This is a genomic window from Chryseoglobus sp. 28M-23 (assembly GCF_014789785.1).
Lineage (GTDB): Bacteria > Actinomycetota > Actinomycetes > Actinomycetales > Microbacteriaceae > Microcella > Microcella indica.
Genome location: NZ_CP061846.1, coordinates 1,992,191 through 2,008,991 on the forward strand (window position 1 = coordinate 1,992,191; position 16,801 = coordinate 2,008,991).

At 72.9% G+C, this 16,801-nt stretch carries 14 protein-coding genes; 3 read left to right on the forward strand and 11 right to left on the reverse strand.

Going from position 1 to position 16,801, the window contains the following annotated elements:
• Window positions 1–28 precede the first annotated feature (28 nt).
• Window positions 29–1,369, forward strand: a complete 1,341-nt coding sequence (locus IE160_RS09740) for a DUF58 domain-containing protein (protein WP_191150958.1) — start codon at window positions 29–31, stop codon at window positions 1,367–1,369.
• 214 nt (window positions 1,370–1,583) lie between these two features.
• Here IE160_RS09740 and IE160_RS09745 read toward each other — a convergent pair whose 3' ends face one another.
• The 3 genes from IE160_RS09745 to IE160_RS09755 all read right to left on the reverse strand — a co-directional run bounded on the left by IE160_RS09745 (window position 1,584) and on the right by IE160_RS09755 (window position 4,769).
• Complete coding sequence (locus tag IE160_RS09745) at window positions 1,584–3,086, reverse strand: catalase (protein WP_191150959.1); 1,503 nt, start codon at window positions 3,084–3,086, stop codon at window positions 1,584–1,586.
• Window positions 3,083–3,610 (reverse strand): Fur family transcriptional regulator, encoded by a 528-nt coding sequence (locus IE160_RS09750; RefSeq protein WP_191150960.1) that lies wholly within the window; start codon window positions 3,608–3,610, stop codon window positions 3,083–3,085. Before IE160_RS09750 ends, IE160_RS09745 begins: the two co-directional genes overlap by 4 nt.
• A 163-nt stretch (window positions 3,611–3,773) precedes the next feature.
• Window positions 3,774–4,769 carry a stage II sporulation protein M gene (locus IE160_RS09755; protein ID WP_191150961.1) on the reverse strand — a complete coding sequence of 332 codons (996 nt, stop codon included), beginning with the start codon at window positions 4,767–4,769 and terminating at the stop codon, window positions 3,774–3,776.
• Window positions 4,770–4,785: 16 nt separating this feature from the next.
• Here IE160_RS09755 and IE160_RS09760 point away from each other — a divergent pair, with 16 nt between their 5' ends.
• Window positions 4,786–5,703, forward strand: coding sequence for an RDD family protein (locus IE160_RS09760; RefSeq protein ID WP_191150962.1), 918 nt, complete (start codon window positions 4,786–4,788; stop codon window positions 5,701–5,703).
• A gap of 56 nt (window positions 5,704–5,759) precedes the next feature.
• Here the strand turns inward: IE160_RS09760 and IE160_RS09765 are convergent, their stop codons facing one another.
• From IE160_RS09765 to IE160_RS09780, 4 genes are all read right to left on the reverse strand, one after another.
• On the reverse strand, window positions 5,760–6,536 hold the full coding sequence (locus IE160_RS09765; protein WP_191150963.1) for an FkbM family methyltransferase: 777 nt from the start codon (window positions 6,534–6,536) through the stop codon (window positions 5,760–5,762).
• A 33-nt stretch (window positions 6,537–6,569) separates the two neighbouring features.
• The gene (gene ahcY / locus IE160_RS09770) at window positions 6,570–8,069 is read right to left on the reverse strand and encodes an adenosylhomocysteinase (protein WP_191150964.1); all 1,500 of its coding nucleotides are present in this window, start codon (window positions 8,067–8,069) and stop codon (window positions 6,570–6,572) included.
• Between the two features lie 157 nt (window positions 8,070–8,226).
• The gene (locus IE160_RS09775) at window positions 8,227–9,657 is read right to left on the reverse strand and encodes a phosphomannomutase/phosphoglucomutase (protein WP_191150965.1); all 1,431 of its coding nucleotides are present in this window, start codon (window positions 9,655–9,657) and stop codon (window positions 8,227–8,229) included.
• Window positions 9,658–9,702: 45 nt separating this feature from the next.
• Complete coding sequence (locus IE160_RS09780) at window positions 9,703–9,915, reverse strand: DUF3499 family protein (RefSeq protein WP_152582427.1); 213 nt, start codon at window positions 9,913–9,915, stop codon at window positions 9,703–9,705.
• Window positions 9,916–9,967: 52 nt separating this feature from the next.
• Between IE160_RS09780 and IE160_RS09785 the strand changes: the two genes are divergently transcribed.
• Window positions 9,968–10,399, forward strand: a complete 432-nt coding sequence (locus IE160_RS09785) for a metallopeptidase family protein (protein ID WP_191150966.1) — start codon at window positions 9,968–9,970, stop codon at window positions 10,397–10,399.
• A gap of 36 nt (window positions 10,400–10,435) precedes the next feature.
• Here IE160_RS09785 and IE160_RS09790 read toward each other — a convergent pair whose 3' ends face one another.
• The 4 genes from IE160_RS09790 to IE160_RS09805 form a co-directional block, all read right to left on the reverse strand.
• Window positions 10,436–11,830 (reverse strand): DUF5719 family protein, encoded by a 1,395-nt coding sequence (locus tag IE160_RS09790; RefSeq protein WP_191150967.1) that lies wholly within the window; start codon window positions 11,828–11,830, stop codon window positions 10,436–10,438.
• A complete protein-coding gene (locus IE160_RS09795; protein WP_191150968.1) occupies window positions 11,827–14,853 on the reverse strand; it encodes a glycosyltransferase in 3,027 nt (1,008 codons plus the stop codon). The genes IE160_RS09790 and IE160_RS09795 overlap by 4 nt, the downstream gene beginning before the upstream one ends.
• A 3-nt stretch (window positions 14,854–14,856) precedes the next feature.
• Complete coding sequence (locus IE160_RS09800; RefSeq protein ID WP_191150969.1) at window positions 14,857–15,177, reverse strand: WhiB family transcriptional regulator; 321 nt, start codon at window positions 15,175–15,177, stop codon at window positions 14,857–14,859.
• Window positions 15,178–15,335: 158 nt separating this feature from the next.
• Entirely contained in the window at window positions 15,336–16,778 is a 1,443-nt protein-coding gene (locus IE160_RS09805; RefSeq protein WP_191150970.1) for a cell wall-binding repeat-containing protein, read from the reverse strand.
• Between the last annotated feature and the right edge of the window lie 23 nt (window positions 16,779–16,801).

Here is a 16,801-nt window from a genome sequence, read left to right on the forward strand (position 1 = left end):
CCCTGCCGCCGGCGGGCCGCCCGTAGCCGTGGCCGTCACCGGGTGGTTCGTCCTGCTCGTCGCCCTCGGCGTCGTGCCCGTCGTGCTGCTCGTCGACACCCCCCTCGGAGCCGTCGGCGCGGTCGCGCTGTGGCTGCTCGTGTGCGTGCTGCTCGCCGCGCTCGACCTCGCGCTCGCCGCCTCGCCTCGGGCCGTGCGGCTCGAGCGCGACACCCCCGGCAGCGTGCGCCTCACCGAGAGCGCCCGCGCGACCCTGCTCGTGACCAACCCCGGTCGCCGCACGCTGCGCGGCATCATCCGTGACGCGTGGGAGCCCTCTGCCGGTGCGAGCCCCCGACGGCAGCGGCTGCACGTGCCCCCGCGCGAGCGACGTGCTGTCGTCACGACCCTCACGCCCTGGCGCCGCGGGGAGCGCCGTGCCGCGATCGCGACGATCCGTGCGCTCGGGCCGATGCGCCTCGCCGGGCGCCAGGCGAGCATCCGCGTGCCCGGCGCGATCACGGTGCTGCCCGAATTCGCCTCGCGCAAGCACCTGCCCTCGCGGCTCGCGAAGCTGCGCGAGCTCGACGGGCGCACCGCCGTCATGGTGCGCGGCCAGGGCACCGAGTTCGACTCGCTGCGCGAGTACGTGCGCGGCGACGACGTGCGCTCGATCGACTGGCGCGCCACCGCACGGCGCTCCGGCGGGCCGGGGCCCAGCGGCGGGCCCGCGCAGACCCTCATGGTGCGCACCTGGCGACCCGAGCGCGACCGACACGTCGTCGTCATCGTCGACAGCGGCCGCACCTCCGCCGCGCGCATCGCCGACGAGACGCGCATCGACACGGCCTTCGAATCAACCCTGCTGCTCTCGGCCCTCGCCGACCGGGCGGGCGACCGCGTCGACGTCGCCGTCTTCGACCGGCGCGTGCGCGGGCGCGTGCAGGGCGCCCGTGGAGCCGAGCTGCTCACGCGGCTCGTCGAGACCATGGCGCCCATCGACCCCGAGCTGCTCGAGACCGACTGGTCGGCGGTGCCCTCGCTCGTGCGCTCGATGACCTCGCAGCGCGCTCTCGTCGTGCTCGCCACGCCCCTCGAGTCGCCCGGGGCTACCCGCTCGCTGCTCGCGATGCTGCCCCAGCTGACCGCGAAGCACCTCGTCGTCGTGGCCTCCGTCACCGACCCCGCGCTGCTCGAGGCGGCCGCGGATCGTTCGGATCGAGCATCCGTGTACCGCGCCGCGGCGGCCGAGCGGGCGCTGCTCGACGCGGAGCGCGTGGGAGCCGCCGTGCGCCGACTCGGCGGCGACGTCGTCGCGGCCGCGCCGCTCGACCTGCCGCCGGCCCTCGCCGACCGCTACCTCGCGTACAAGGCCGCCGGCCGCCTGTAGCCGCATCCGCCCCGCCGACCCCGGCCGCCCGTCTCCGGCGCGCCGTCTCCACAATTCAGGAGTCGGGGAGCCTCTCGGCCGCGGAAGGGCCTCTCGACGGCGTGTCGCCCAGCAGGCGACGCAGAATCTCCTGAGTTGTGGAGGCGGCCCGGGGTTGTCCGCGCACGCAGAAGGGGCCGGGCCCGCAGGCCCGACCCCTCACGTGCGACTCGTGCTACTTGGCCGCGGTCGGCTCCGGCACGAGCGTGTCGGTCGGCGACTCGATGGGCTCGAGGCCGTCGGCGACGCGCTGGCCGAGCGTCGCGTCGACGTTCGTCCAGTACTGGATGACCCGCTCGCGCAGCTCGGGGATCGTGACCGCCGACACGTGGCCGACGATGTTGCTCACGAGCCGCTCGCGCGCCGCGTCATCCATGACCTCGTTGACGAGCGTGCGGGGCTGCACGAAGTCGTCGTCGTCCGCGTGCAGGGTCGCGGCGGCGCGCACGAGCTCGCCGTCGCTCTCCCAGCCGCGGTCGTCGCCGTGCGCCGCCGGGTCGGCGTGCGGGCCGCCGAACGAGTTGGGCGCGTACACCGGCTGCGAGGCGGGCGGGAAGCTGTAGGTCATCGCGCCCTCCTTCGAGTAGTGGTGCGCCTCGCTCTTGGGCGCGTTGACCGGCAGCTGGTTGTGGTTGGTGCCGACGCGGTAGCGGTGGGCGTCCGCGTAGCTGAAGATGCGCGCCTGCAGCATCTTGTCCGGGCTCGCCGCGATGCCGGGCACGAAGTTCGAGGGCGCGAAGGCGGCCTGCTCGATCTGCGCGAAGAAGTTCTCCGGGTTGCGGTTGAGCGTCAGACGCCCGACGGGGATGAGCGGGTAGTCGCCCTTCGGCCACACCTTCGTGAGGTCGAAGGGGTTGAAGCGGTAGTCCTTCGCGTCGTCGTAGGGCATGATCTGCACCGAGAGGTCCCAGCTGGGGTGGTCGCCCTTCTCGATCGCGTCGAACAGGTCGCGGCGGTGGAAGTCGGCGTCCTCACCGGCGATCTGGTCGGCCTGCGCCTGCGTGAGCGTCTCGTGGCCCTGGTTGGTGCGGAAGTGGTACTTGACCCAGAAGCGCTCGCCCGCGGCGTTGATCCACTGGTAGGTGTGCGAGCCGAAGCCGTCCATGTGGCGCCACGAGGAGGGCACGCCGCGGTCGCCCATGAGCCACGTCACCTGGTGGGCGCTCTCGGGCTGGAGGGTCCAGAAATCCCACTGCATGTTGTGGTCGCGCAGGCCCGAGCCGGGCAGGCGCTTCTGCGAGCGGATGAAGTCGGGGAACTTGATGCCGTCCTTGATGAAGAACACGGGCGTGTTGTTGCCGACGAGGTCGTAGTTGCCCTCCGACGTGTAGAACTTGAGCGCGAAGCCACGAGGGTCGCGCCACGTGTCGGGGCTGCCCTGCTCGCCCGCGACGGAGCTGAAGCGCAGCAGCGTCTCGGTCGTCGTGCCCTTCTGGAACACGGCAGCGCGCGTGTACTGGCTGACATCCTCGGTCGCCTCGAACACGCCGAACGCCCCGCCGCCCTTGGCGTGCACGACGCGCTCCGGCACGCGCTCCCGGTTGAACTGCGCGAGCTTCTCGACCAGGTAGTGGTCGGTGAGCACGATCGAGCCGTCGTTGCCGACGCTCTGCGAGTGCTGGTCGCTCGCGACGGGGGCTCCGCTCGTCGTCGTGGTGGGTTTCGTGGGCTCGGTCATCGTGGTGCTCCTTCAGTGGGGGTGGATGCGGCGGGCCCGAAGGGCCCCGCCTGGTCGGTCAGGTCGGTCGTGGGGGTGTCGGCTGCCCGCGCTGAGGTCGACGAGTCGGATCCCGCGGTGCAGTCTGCGCACACACCCCAGAAGGTGACCTCGGCGGCCGCGATCGCGAACCCGCCGGTCGCCGAGGGGGTCAGGCACGGAGCGTGGCCGACGACGCAGTCGACGTCGGTCACGGCGCCGCAGCTCGAGCACACGGCGTGATGGTGGTTGTCGCCGACGCGCAGCTCGTAGCGTGCGGCCGAGCGGGCCGGCTGGATGCGCCGCAGAACCCCGGCCTCCGCGAGATCGCCGAGGACGTTGTGGACGGCCTGCAGGCTGAGCCGCGCCGGCGAGTCGGTGAGTGCCTGGCGCACGGTCTCGGCGTCGGAGTGCGGCATGCGCTCGAGGGCGTCCAGCACTGCGAGGCGCCCACCGGTGACGCGGAGTCCTGCGCTGCGCAGCAGGTCGCTCGAGTCGTGGGGCATCGCCCCCACCCTAGCCCCTTATCGTGAACGACTCAAGACAAATGGCGCGGGGGGCGCGCCACGCGAGCACGACTGTGCTCGTCAGTGGCAACCGTGCCGACACGAGCGGGCACAGGTGCCACCAACGGACACAGATGCAGGGAGCACGTCGGCCAGGCGCGGCTCAGTCGGCGACGACGACGCGCGCGCCGCGGCTCAACGGGTCGAGGTCGCCCGTCTCGCCGTCGCGGAAGGCGCGTCGGCCGAGCATCCACTGGTAGGCGAGGAAGGCCGCGAGCGCGACCGTGCCGATGCCGATGCGCACGACCTCCGGCCACTCCTGCCGCGTCACGTAGCCCTCGATGATGCCGCTCACGAGCAGGGCCGCCACCAGCCCGCCGATCGCGGCGAAGAACGCCCGACCGTCTTCGGCGAGCGCCTGCGTGCGCGTGCGCGAGCCGGGCGCCACCCACGACCAGAAGATCATGAGGCCCGCGGCACCCGCGACGAAGATGGCGTAGATCTCGAGCTGACCGTGCGGGGCGATGCTGAGGAAGAAGACGTCGAGGCGGTCGAACTCGGCCATGATGCCCGCGCTCGAGCCGATGCCCTGCGCATTCTGGAACAGCACGACCGGCACCCAGAACCCGACGATGCCGAAGGCGACGCACTGCGCGGCGATCCACGCGTTGTTGCTGAACACCTGCAGGCCGAAGACGGCCTCGCTCGACTCCGAGTAGTAGCCGACGAAGTCCTCCTCGGCGTAGCGCCGCAGCTCTTCGTACGGCCCGAGCGCCGCGACCACGTCGGGGTTCGTCGCGACCCACACGGCGTACAAGGAGGCGACAGCCGTGAAGGCGACCGCGATCGCGATCGTCAGGTACCGGATGCGGTACAGCGCCGCCGGCACCTCGCGCGTCGCGACGCGGGCCAGCTGCGACCACGGCTCGGCCCCAGCGCCTGTGAAGCGCAGGCGCGCCCGCGACAGCTGAACGCTCAGCCGCGCGGCCTGCGAGACCTGCCCGGCGCTCGTCGTGATGGCGGAGAGCTGCGTCGTGCCCGCCTGGTAGTGCTCGATGAGCTCGTCAGCATCCCGCCCGGCGAAGCGCCGCTGGCGCGACAGCTCGCGCAGGCGGCGCCATTCGGCGTCGTGCGCGGCGGAGTAGGCGTCGAGATCCATCTGTTTAGATGATGCCATGCCGTCTGCACAGAGCACCGCGAGTGCGCAGCACCTCGCGAGCGCGCAGGCCACCCGGGGGGCGTACGACTCGGAGAGCGAGCTTCTCACCGGCGAGGCCGTCGCCCTCGAGCTGCGCCCGGCGAGCGTCATCGCCCGCATGGCCGGCGGCATCATCGACTACCTCACCTACATCATCGCGACGGGCCTGCTGCTGTGGCTCATGCTCTCCGCCGCGGGGGCGATCGGACTGCCGGAGGCGCTGTTCGCCACCGTGAGCATCGCGTGCGTGTTCCTCGGCGTCGTGCTGGCACCCGCCGTCGTCGAGGCGGCGACGCAGGGCAAGTCGCTCGGCCGCCTCGCGCTCGGCGACCGCATCGTGCGCGACGACGGCGGGGCGATCGCGTTCCGGCACGCCTTCATCCGCGCCTTCGTCGGGTTCTTCGAGATCGTGCTGACCTTCGGCGGGGCGGCCGTCGTCGTGGCGCTGCTCAACCCGCGCGCGAAGCGGCTCGGCGATCTGCTCGCCGGCACCTACAGCCAGTACGAGCGCGTCGCCGCCGAGAGCACGGTCGTGTACGGCGTGCCCGTGCAGCTCACCGACTGGGCGGCAACAGCGGACGTGGCCAGGATGCCCGACGCACTGTCCCGCCGCATCGCCCAGTTCCTGCGGCAGGCGTCCGGGCACACCGGGCCGACCCGCGAGCGACTGGCGTCGAGCCTCGCGGCCGAGGCCGCGCTGTACGTCTCGCCGATGCCGAACGTCGACGTCACGCATTCCAGCCCGGAGCAGCTCAGCCCCGAGCTGTTCCTCGCGGCCGTCGCAGCGCTGCGTCGCGAGCGCGAGGCGACAGGACTGCGTCTCGAGCAGGCGCGCCTCGCCGAGCTGCAGCCCACGCTGGCCGCGCTGCCGCACGGTTTCCCCGACCGCGGCTAGAGCATCCCGCATCCGGTCCGGAAAGCGGCGCCCGTGCACTGCGCCCGCGCGCCGGGTCAGGCGCGGGCGAGTGCCTCGTCCGTCGCGAAGAGGTAGTTGCGCGTACCGAGCTCGACGGCCTCGATCGCCTCCCAGCGACCGCGGCGCCACGTGTAGAGCCCGTACTCGGGCCAGCGCTCGTGAATCGAGCCGACGAAGCCGGCGGCGTCGCGGCCGTACCGCGCGAGGTGGCGATCCTCGATCTCGAGCAGCAGGCTCGGCAGGTCGCGGCTGATCATCTTCGCCGCACCCTCGATGACCTGCGGCTCGAAGCCCTCCACATCGACCTTGATGAACGAGATCGGCCCGATGCGCTGAGCCTCCACCCAGTCGTCGAGCGCCGCGATCGGCGTGAGCCAGTGGCGCACCATCTCGCGAGCGCCGAGCGGCGCCGCCCCCTCGGTGAGGTGCGCGCGTCCGTAGATCGGCAGGCCGAAGAACAGCGGCAGCCGCATGGTGAGCTGGCCCTCCTCGCGCCCGACGGCCGAGGGGTTCACGCTCACGTGCGGTGCGCCGAGGATGCGCCGCCAGCGACGCAGGGTGCTCTGCTGCCGCGGATGCGGGTCGAAGGAGTCGACGCGGCCCGCCGAACCCACGATGTGCGCGAGCGGGATCGTGTACATGCCGTGCGCAGCACCCACGTCGATGACGCGGTCGCCCTCCTTGACGAGCGCGGCGAGCCCGCGCAGCTCGGGCTCGGCCCACTTGATGCGGCTCGCCGCGAGCATGACGTCGTGGCCGAACCTGAGCCGGGACGAGGCCCCGCGCGTCTCACGCTGCATGTCGATGACCATCGTTCCCTCGGTATCCGGCTGGCGTCGTCGACGTCAGTAGCGGTAGTGATCGACCTTGTACGGACCCTCGGATGGCACTCCGATGTACTGGGCCTGTCGCGGTGTGAGCGTCGTGAGGCGCGCCCCGAGAGCGTCGAGGTGCAGACGCGCGACCTTCTCGTCGAGCAGCTTGGGCAGCACGTACACGCCCGTCGGGTACTGGTCGAGGCGCGTGTGCAGCTCGAGCTGGGCGAGCACCTGGTTGGTGAACGAGGCGCTCATGACGAAGCTGGGGTGGCCGGTCGCGTTGCCGAGGTTCATGAGGCGGCCCTCGCTGAGGACGAGGATGCTCGTGCCGGTCGGCAGGCGCCACTCGTGCACTTGCGGCTTGATCTCGATGCGCTCGGCGCCCGGCAGGCTCTCGAGCCCGGCCATGTCGATCTCGTTGTCGAAGTGCCCCACGTTGGCGACGATGGCGAGGTGCTTGAGGCGCTGCAGCTGCTCGACGGTGACGACGTTCTCGTTGCCGGTCGCGGTGACGAGGATGTCGATGTCGCCGAGGTGGTCGTCGAGCCGCGCGACCTGGTAGCCGTCCATGGCCGCCTGCAGGGCGTTGATCGGGTCGATCTCGCTCACGATGACGCGGGCGCCCTGCCCGCGCAGAGCATCCGCGCTGCCCTTGCCGACGTCGCCGTACCCGCACACGAAGACGGTCTTGCCGCCCATGAGCACGTCGGTGGCGCGGTTGAGGCCGTCGGGCAGCGAGTGGCGGATGCCGTACTTGTTGTCGAACTTGCTCTTCGTGACCGAGTCGTTGACGTTGATCGCCGGGAACAGCAGCTGGCCCTCGCGGTGCAGCTCGTAGAGGCGGTGCACGCCCGTCGTGGTCTCCTCGGTGACGCCCTGGATGCCCGTCGCGATGCGCGTCCAGCGCTGCGGGTCGGCCTGCATCGAGTCGCGCAGCACGCTGAGGATCACGCCGTACTCGTGGCTGTCACCCGGCGAGGTGTCGGGCACGGCGCCGGCCGCCTCGAACTGCACGCCCTTGTGGACGAGGAGGGTCGCATCGCCGCCGTCGTCGAGGATGAGGGTCGGGCCGATCGGCTGGCCGGCGTCATCGGTGCCGAAGTCGAAGATCTGCTGGGTGGCCCACCAGTACTCCTCGAGCGTCTCGCCCTTCCAGGCGAAGACCGGCGTGCCCTCGGGGCGCTCGGGTGTGCCGGTCGGGCCGACCACCGTCGCGGCGGCGGCCTCATCCTGCGTGGAGAAGATGTTGCAGCTCGCCCAGCGCACGTCGGCGCCGAGCGCGACGAGGGTCTCGATGAGCACGGCGGTCTGCACGGTCATGTGGAGGCTGCCGGCGATGCGGGCGCCGGCGAGGGGCTGGTGCGGCCCGAACTCGTCGCGCAGGCTCATGAGGCCCGGCATCTCGTGCTCGGCGAGGCGGATCTGGTGGCGGCCCGACTCGGCGAGCGCGAGGTCGCGCACGCGGTGCGGAACACCCCCGCGGCTCTCGACGGTCAGTTCGGGGCGCGCGGGGGTCTGGATGCTCATACCTGCCATTCTGTCAGGCTGAAGCCGAGCATCCGGTACGAATATCGCCTCACGAACCCGCAAGTGTGCCCGCATGTGGCATGTGTGCGCGGCGGAGCGGGCTCAGTTGCCGCGGGCGAGCACAGTTGCGGCGGGGTGGGGACGCGTCGCGGCCTGGCTAGGCGCGGATGAGGGCGAGAACCTCGTCGCGGATCGCGGCCATGAGCTCGGGCGTCTCGGCTTCGGCGTTGAGGCGCAGCAGCGGCTCGGTGTTGGAGGGACGCACGGTGAACCAGTACCAGCCGGCCTCGGTGTGCCCGCTGAAGGTCAGGCCGTCGAGCTCGTCGACTTCGGCACGAGCGTGGAAGGCGTCGACGATGCGCGTGTACGCGGCCGGCACGTCGTCGACGACGGAGTTGATCTCGCCGCTCGCCGTGTACGGCGTGAACTCGGCGGCGAGCTGCGAGAGGGGCCCGTCGTACTGCCCGTATTGCGCGATGAGGTGCATCGCGGCGAGCATGCCGTTGTCGGCACCCCAGAAGTCGCGGAAGTAGTAGTGCGCCGAGTGCTCCCCGCCGAAGATCGCTCCCGTCTCGGCCATGCGGTCCTTGATGAGCGAGTGCCCGACCTGCGTGCGCACGGGGGTCGCGCCGGCGGCGGTGATCGTCTCGGGCACCGATCGCGAGGTGATGAGGTTGTGGATGACGTGGATGCTCGCACCCGACTGCCCCGCCGCCTCGAGCCGCGCCTGCTCGCGCCGGATCTCGCGCAGCGCGACGATCGCAGCGACGGCGCTCGGCGTCACCGGCTGCCCGAGCTCGTCGATGACGAAGCACCGGTCGGCGTCGCCGTCGAAGGCGAGGCCGAGGTCGGCGCCGTGCTCGAGCACGGCGGCCTGCAGGTCGCGCAGGTTCTCGGGCTCGAGCGGGTTCGCCTCGTGGTTCGGGAAGGTACCGTCGAGCTCGAAGTACAACGGGATGATCTCGAGGGGAAGGGCCGGGAGGCCGGCGGCGGTTCCGAGCACGGCGGGCACCGTCATGCCGCCCATGCCGTTGCCTGCATCGACGACGACACGCAGGGGGCGCACGCCGCTGAGGTCAACGAGCTCGCGCAGGTAGGCGGCGTAGTCGGGCAGCACGTCGCGGTGCGACTCGGTGCCGGGCGACTCGACCGGGGGCACGGCGCCCGCCTCGAGGTAGGCCTGGGCGCGATCGCGGATGCCGCGCAGGCCGGTGGCGAAGCTCACGCCCTGCGCGCCGGCACGGCAGAACTTGATGCCGTTGTAGGTGGCGGGGTTGTGGCTCGCCGTGAACATGGCCCCCGCTGCGCCGTAGCGGCCGGAGGCGAAGTAGCTCTCGTCGGTCGAGCACAGCCCGAGGTGCACGACGGAGGCTCCGCGGGCGGTCGCCCCGCGGGCGAAGGCGGCGACGAAGCCCGGGGAGGAGTCGCGCATGTCGTGGCCGACGACGACCTCCTGGCCGGCGACGCCGAGTTCGTCGACGAAGCCGGCGCCGAGCGCTTCGACGACCTCGTCGGTCAGCTGGGTGCCGACGAGCCCGCGCACGTCGTAGGCCTTGATGAACGCGCTGAGGTCGGGGGTGGTGGTCACGCGACCAGAGTATCCGTCGAGAGCCGCCTCGCGCGTGCTGTCTTCCTAACCCGTCTCGCCGAGGACGCTGTATCGAACGATCTGCCAGCCGTTGGGGGCCGAGAGGCGCTGCGAGTGCCGTTCGCACAGGTCGTAGCTGTGCGGCTCGGCTCGCGCGCTGAGCGGGCCGAGGACGGCCATCGAGTCGGCGTAGACGTACGTGAGGGTGCCCGTGGCGGGCTCGCTGCACGCGACCTTGCTGCACGGGCGACCGTTCATGATGAGGCCAGCATAGGCCGGGCCTGCGACGTCGCGGCGGTAGGCTGACCGCGTGGCACGAGCGAGCAGGCAGTACCCGAGTGCGCGCGCTCGGACTCGGCACGGGCGCGCCGGCCGTTCGGCCCTCACGGGCCCGCATCTGCCGCTCGTGAACACGCGCCGCGACCTGTTCGAGTCGACGGTGCGCGCGAGCGCCGACTACCTGGTCGACCTGTGGCCGCACGAGCTCGCGACGCTCACGATCGAGGTGCTGCCGATGCCCGATCAGCCCGCGCAGGTGGAGGGCGTGGCCCGCTGGCGGGTGGTGCCGTCTCGCTCTCTCGTGGTGCTCTACCGCATTCCCATCGAGCGCATGAGCCGCCTGCACCGCGACGACGACTGGCACCGGCGCCTCATGGTCGAGAGCTGCGTCTTCCGCGCGGTGGGCGAGCTCATCGGCAAGGACCCGTGGGAGCTCGCACCCGACCGCTTCCGGCACTGGTAGCGGCGGGCCGGGGCCCGCAGTCGGCTGAGCGGCCGGCTACGGGTAGACGGTTACCGTCTGCGCCGCGAGCGGCGGGGGCAGGATGCGCGTGCCCGCGATGAGCGCGTCGCCGCGGTAGCTCACGCTCGCGTGCAGAACGCCGTCGGCCGCGAGCCGCACGCCCACGTTGGCGGCGGTGTCGAGCACGACGCTCTGCCCGGCGGGCACGAGCACCTCGCGCCCGTCGACGGTTGCCGTGACGTCCCCCTCCGGTGCGGAGAGGTGCAGGCGCGCGCGCACACCGCTCGGGACGGGGGCGATGCTCGTGAGCACCTCCTGGCCCGCCTGGAGGGCGCCGGTGGGAGCCCACCAGGCGATGTCGAGTCCGCTCGCGCCGCCGATGGTCGTGCGGCCGGCCACGACGAGCGGCTCGCTGGCGTCGACGACGACGGCCCAGTCGCCGTCGGGCAGGTCGGTGAGGGGCAGGTCGAGCACGGCGCCCGCGCCGACGGTCGTCGTGATGACCTGCCCTGTGCCGCCGTCGGCCGGGCGGAGGGTGACGGTGACGTCGGAGTCCGTGTCGCCGGGGACGAGCATCCGGAGGGTCGTGAGGGCGTCGCCGATGCCGTCGCCCGTGGCCTGCTCGAGCGCGAGCTGACTGCCGACGACGGGCAGCGCGGGGATGACGTGGCGCGTCGCAGGCCGTTCGAGGGGGGCGACGATGGCGATGCCGGAGGGGTCGAGCCCGCGCACGACGGACTGCTGCAGGTGGGCGGCGATGGACCCGCCGCTGCTCTCCACGGCGATGACGGGCGAGGCCTCGTCGACGGCGATACCCGCGAGGGGCAGGATGCGCTGGGTTCCCGCGGCGACGATGATGCCGCTCGTGCCGGGCGCCTCGAGCAGGCCGCGCTCGCCCCACACCCGCAGGTCGACGGTCGCGTCGACCTCGCCGGGGTTGGTGAGCACGATCCACGTGGTGCGGCCGACCTGGGTCGACCCGCCGACGAGCCACGCGGTGCGGTCGGCTCGCCCGCACTCGGCGGCGGCGAGGCCGCGCAGGTCGGCGGTGGCGACGCGTGTCGCCTCGGCGGCGGCGACGGACGTGTCGGGGGCGTCGACCGGCAGGGTGACGGTGACGGGCGCGCCCTCGAGCGCGTCGCTGCCCGGCACGGTCGCCTCGACGAGGCCGGTGCCGACGCTGCGGCGCTGCGGCTGCTGGACGACGGTGAGCTGCGGGTCGTCGCCTCGCGTGAGGCCGAGCACTCCCCCCGTGCAGACGACGGTCTGCGCCGACCGGTCGGGGGTGACCTCACGGCCCGAGGTGTCGGGAGCAAGCTCCGGCACGGGAGCGAGCAGCACCACCGCGCCGAGGGCGACCGCGGCCGCCGCGCCGGCGAGCGCGAGGCCCGCGCGCCCGGTCGCGGCGAGGATGCGCTGGGTCGCGGTCATGACCGCCCTCCCGTCGGAGCGCTCGAGGAGTCGGCGCCGAACTCGCCCTCGAACTCGTCGTCGGCGTCGAACGTGGGGGCGGGCTCGTCGAGGGCGGAGTCGGAGCGCGGGCGTCGCGGGCGCAGACTCGTCGGGATCGCCAGCAGCAGGGTGAGGGTGAGGATGCCGAGCTGGGTGCTGAGGATCGCCCCGGCCCCCGGGCGCTCCGGTGCGATCACGCCACGGGAGTCATCGACGGCACTGTCGTCGGCAGCACTGCCGTCGGCGGCGACCCGCCACAGCCGCCCGACCGAGGTGTCACCGACGGGTTCGAGCTGCGCGGTCGCGTCGAGGGCGGCGCTCGAGGAGGCGGCGAGATCTCCGGCGGCGTCATCGGAGGCCGCGGAGGGCGGCGCGAGCAGCACGAAGCGCACGGCGAGGGCTTCGAGGGTCTCGCTCACGTCGCGCCCGCTGGGCGCGGCGAGGTTGGCGACGAGCTCGGCGAGCTGCTCGCGCTCGGCGATCGCCGCGAGCGTCGCCTCCGCGGCGCCGCCCGAGCCGGCGACGACCCCGAGGTCTCCCTCGCCGCTCGTTCCGGGCAGGCCCGAGCCGAGCAGCGACCTCGTGGTGAGCATCGTGCGCTGCTCGATGAGAGTGACGCCGGTGCCGCGGTCGATGCGCGCGGCGAGGCCCGTCTGCCCCGCGTCACCGGTCCCGCTCACGGGCGTGAGCACGAGGGTGCCCTGCGCGGGATCGCCGGCGGCTTCGGCGGCGACGAGCGCGGGCAGCGTGCGGTCGGGACTCGGGGCGACGGCGGCCGTGCCGAGCAGCAGCGCCCCGAGCACGGGCAGCACGACGGCGGTGCCGCCGAGCACGGCGAGGAGACCCGGGTAGGCGGCGCCGCGGCGCAGCCGATCGAGACCGACGACCGCGGCGAGGGTGAGCCCCAGCCAGTAGAGGCCGAGCGCGGGGGCCACGTCGAGCCCGACGGCGGTGCCGCCCTCGGTCACGAGAGCCATGCCGCTCACCGTGAGCGCGGTCAGCAGGCCCGCGGCGGCGAGGCCGAGGGGAAGGAGTGCGCGCCGTCCGCGGGGCAGGGCGAGGGCGAGCAGCGCGAGCACGGGCAGCACGGCCACGAGCGCGGCGACGATGAGGAGCGCGATGATCGGCGGCGTGCCCACGGGCAGGAGCGCCGTGACCGGCTCGAGCACGACACGCAGGTCGGGCCAGCCGAGCAGCAGCCCGACGCGGCTCTGCTCGCCCGTCGTCGACGGCAGGCCGGGGTCGGCGAGGAGACCGAGCGGGGTGCCGCGCAGCACCTGGTCGAGGAGGAGGGGAGCCCAGAGCGCGGCAGCCGGCACGATGAGCGTCAGCAGGCGGCCGATGCGACGCGGGTGCAGCACCATCCACGCGACCCACGCGAGCAGCAGCGCGGGCACGAGGGTGGGCGCGGCGGCCGTCACGATCGCCGCGGTGAGGCCCGCGACGGCGGCGGCGCTCCACGAGCGCGGGGCGCGGGCGGCGCTCGCGACGAGCCACGGCAGAGCGAGATGGGCCACGACGGCGGCGACGCGACCCTCGGCGAGGCTCACGAGCAGCGTCGGCGAGAGCGCCCACAGCCATGCGGCGACCGCGGCGGGGCCGGCGCGGCGCACGAGGCTCGCGGCCGCCCACCACGCGGAGAGCCCGGCGAGGGGCACGGCGGCGATCCACAGCACGACGAGCGAGAGGGAGGGCTGCCACGGGGTGAGGGTGCCGAGCAGGGCGAGCACGAACGCGAAGGGGTCGGCAGCGGCATCCTCGGTGGCGGTGAGGCCGCCCCACAGGGTCGCGAGATCCGGCGCCAGGGGTGCGAGCGCACCGCCCAGGAGGGCGGGCGCACCGAACAGGGGCGACGCCGCGATCGCGCCGATGAGGGCGAGCACGGCCACGATGAGGCCGCCACCGGGCAGGAAGTCGGGGCGCGGCGGCCGGTCGTCCTCCCGCGCGCTCAGCAGGGCGTCCTGGGCGATGGCACGGCGGCGGCGCACCTCGTCGCGCGGCATGCGCAGCGGCTCGATCGCCGCCCAGCCGACCTTCCTGCTCCTCGCCAGTCGCGAGCGCGCGCTCGACACCGCGGTGCCCGAGAACGCGACGGCGACGGCCGCGACGAACTCGCCGAGAACGAGGGTCGGCCGTTTGCGCAGCAGGTGCAGGATCGAGCGCAGCAGGGCCAGCGGCAGGAGGCTCAGCCAATGCAGCGGCACCGCGGGCAGAGGCGCGTAGACGAGGCGGCGGTGCAGCTGCGCACGGCGGCGCCAGCGCGCCTCGACGCGCGGCGGCAGAGTGGGCGGGGTGCCGTTGCGGGCGAACAGCGGCGTGCTCTCGTGCACGAAGATGCGCGCGTGCGGCACGACGACGATGCGGTGGCCGGCGAGACGGATGCGCACGCCGAGGTCGAGCGAGGCATCGACGTGCGGCAGGGCCGGGTCGAAGCCTTCCACGTCGTGCCACGTGGAGCGCCGCACGAGCATGCCGGCCTCGCCGACCGCGAGCACGTCGCTCGTGCGGTCGTGCTGCGCCTGGTCGAGCTCGCGCTCGGCGAGCGCGATGCCCGCACCGTACGCGGTCATCGTCTCGCCGAACTCGGCGATCATCGTCGGGTGGGCGGCGTCCATCTGCTTGGGGCCGGCGGCGGCGACGGATGGGGCGATCTCGACGGCGGCGAGCAGGCGCTCGAGCGTGCGGCTGTCTGGCGTCGTGTCGTGGCGCAGCAACCACAGCCACTCCTCGACGCCGCCGTACGGCGAGGAGGTCTGCTCGGGGGCGGGGAGGGCGGCGACGGCGCGGTCGACGAGCTCGCCGAATCCGAGTGCCGCACCCGCGGTGACGAACTGGGTCGGGGCGATCGACGCGAGGGCGGCGGTGACGTCGTCGTCGCCGGCGGCGTCGACGACCACGAGGTGGTCGGGGTGGCGGGACTGCTCGGTGAGAGCATCCAGTGTCTGCTGCAGCGGTTCGCCGCCTCGGCGGGCGATGAGAACGGCGGTGACGCGCGGGTGCATTCCTTAGGCGCGGCGTCGAAGCTTGCGGCGCTCCCGCTCGGAGAGCCCGCCCCAGATGCCGAACCGCTCGTCGTTCTGCAGGGCGTACTCAAGGCACTCGGAGCGCACCTCGCACGTCGTGCAGATCTTCTTCGCGTCGCGCGTCGAGCCGCCCTTCTCGGGGAAGAACGCCTCCGGGTCGGTCTGCGCGCACAGGGCGTCGGCCTGCCAGGCGAGGGCGCTGTCGTCGTCGTCGGTGTCGCGCTGGCGCCGCACCCCGGGCACTCCCAGTCGAACCGGGTCGACGAACCAGTCGCCGGGTACCGTATTGCGGTATTCGCTCATGTGATGCTGCCCTCCCCCGTCACGTGGCGGACTGTGCCGCGTGTGCCCTAATTACACTCGTGTCATTCGCTCGCGTCAAGTCGCGGGATAGTAAAAGGTTCGACCGAGTATTCAGGGTTGCGACGCGCCGGGAAAAGTGCAACAGCGGCGAGGGATGCTCAGCAGAGGTTGCCGTAGAGCACGCGGTCGCTCAGCACGGCCGTGCCACCGAGCGCGTAGATCTCTCGCACGTACATGCCGGAGATCTCGATGTAGTTGTCGAGGCTCAGGCAGCGCTGCGTGCTGAGGTAGATCGGCGCGCCGAGCGCGGCGGCGAGGGGGCCGCCGGCGAGGGCGTCGGCGAAGCCAGCGCCCGTGGCGAGGAAGGCGTAGTCTGGCGCGCTCTCGCGGAAGAACGCCTGATTCATGATGAGCGCCGTCTCGTAGCGGTCGGCGCCGCCGAAGCGGTCGACGTCCGGCGTGCTGGGCAGAGCGTTCAGCGACGATGCGATGCCGCTGGAGACGCTGCTCGTGCCGCCCGCGATGGCCACGTACTGCGGCGCGATGCCGCCGAGGAAGGTGCGGGTCGCGACGTCGAGCGAGGAGCGCTGACCATCGACGAGCACGACCGCGCCGCCGACGGAGCTGATCGCCGCACCCGCCGAGAGTGCGTCGGGGAAGTTGCGCCCCGTCGCGACGGCGACGCTCTCGATCGTGCCCGGCCAGGCGTCGGCGACGATCGCTCGAGACGTGTCGTAGCGGTCGACGCCGGCGATGCGGTCGACCTCGGCATCGGGCAGCAGGCCGCGCACCGTGCTCACGACGCTGGAGCGGATGGCGGCGGTGCCGCCGACGATGACGACGCGGCCCGGGTCGAGGCGGCGCAGCTCGGAGCGCACGATGCTCGGCACGGTATCGGGACGCGTCAGCAGCAGCACGCCGCCGTTCGCGGCCGCTGCCGGACCAGCGGAGAGCGCATCGGCGTAGCCGAGGCCGTTCACGAGGTAGACGACCTCGGCGCCGCCGGTGCCGGTGAGGGCCTGGGAGATCGCGACCGAGGTCGCGTACCGGTCGTCGCCGGAGATGCGGCCGCCGGCCAGCTCGATGGGGGCGACCGTGATGGTCGGGACTTCGCTGGCGACATCTTCGTTCAGTACGAACGTGTCCGCCTCGAACCAGAACTCCTGATCGTTCCAGTACTCCTTGCCCGGCCCGTCGGTGTCGAGCGTGAGCACTTCGAGCCGGTATCCACCCGCAGGCAGGCCGAGCACGCTGAAGTCCCCGTCGCCGTCGAAGCTGCTCACGGTGTCTTCGAGGAAGTACTGACCCGAGTCTTCGCGCCAGAACCGCACGAGCGTGTTGCCGGTCGTCGCGGGCTGCGTCGACCCACCGCCCGCCGCGCTGATGAGGATGCGCCCGGTCACCTCGCCGGCAGCGGCGGCGGTGAGGCCCGGCGTCGGCGAGGGCACGCGGCTACCCGCCCCCGGGTCGGCCGCAGGGGTGAACCCGGCGGGCGGGGCCGGCTCGATTGCGCGCGCCTGGGCGGGCAGGGCGCCGAGGGGCACGAGGAGGGCCGCCACGGCGACGGGAGCGAGCACGCGGGCGAGGAGTGACGAGGGCACGGCGGTCCATTCGGAGTGAGGAG

What these genes read in the sequence shown, in the direction of transcription:
- IE160_RS09790 (WP_191150967.1), bottom strand. Translation starts at nt 11,830, where the DNA reads ATGACCGCGACCCAGCGCATCCTCGCCGCGACCGGGCGCGCGGGCCTC.
- IE160_RS09795 (WP_191150968.1), bottom strand. Translation starts at nt 14,853, where the DNA reads ATGCACCCGCGCGTCACCGCCGTTCTCATCGCCCGCCGAGGCGGCGAA.
- IE160_RS09745 (WP_191150959.1), bottom strand. Translation starts at nt 3,086, where the DNA reads ATGACCGAGCCCACGAAACCCACCACGACGACGAGCGGAGCCCCCGTC.
- IE160_RS09755 (WP_191150961.1), bottom strand. Translation starts at nt 4,769, where the DNA reads ATGGATCTCGACGCCTACTCCGCCGCGCACGACGCCGAATGGCGCCGC.
- IE160_RS09800 (WP_191150969.1), bottom strand. Translation starts at nt 15,177, where the DNA reads ATGAGCGAATACCGCAATACGGTACCCGGCGACTGGTTCGTCGACCCG.
- IE160_RS09760 (WP_191150962.1), top strand. Translation starts at nt 4,786, where the DNA reads ATGCCGTCTGCACAGAGCACCGCGAGTGCGCAGCACCTCGCGAGCGCG.
- IE160_RS09750 (WP_191150960.1), bottom strand. Translation starts at nt 3,610, where the DNA reads ATGCCCCACGACTCGAGCGACCTGCTGCGCAGCGCAGGACTCCGCGTC.
- IE160_RS09765 (WP_191150963.1), bottom strand. Translation starts at nt 6,536, where the DNA reads ATGGTCATCGACATGCAGCGTGAGACGCGCGGGGCCTCGTCCCGGCTC.
- ahcY (WP_191150964.1), bottom strand. Translation starts at nt 8,069, where the DNA reads ATGAGCATCCAGACCCCCGCGCGCCCCGAACTGACCGTCGAGAGCCGC.
- IE160_RS09780 (WP_152582427.1), bottom strand. Translation starts at nt 9,915, where the DNA reads ATGAACGGTCGCCCGTGCAGCAAGGTCGCGTGCAGCGAGCCCGCCACG.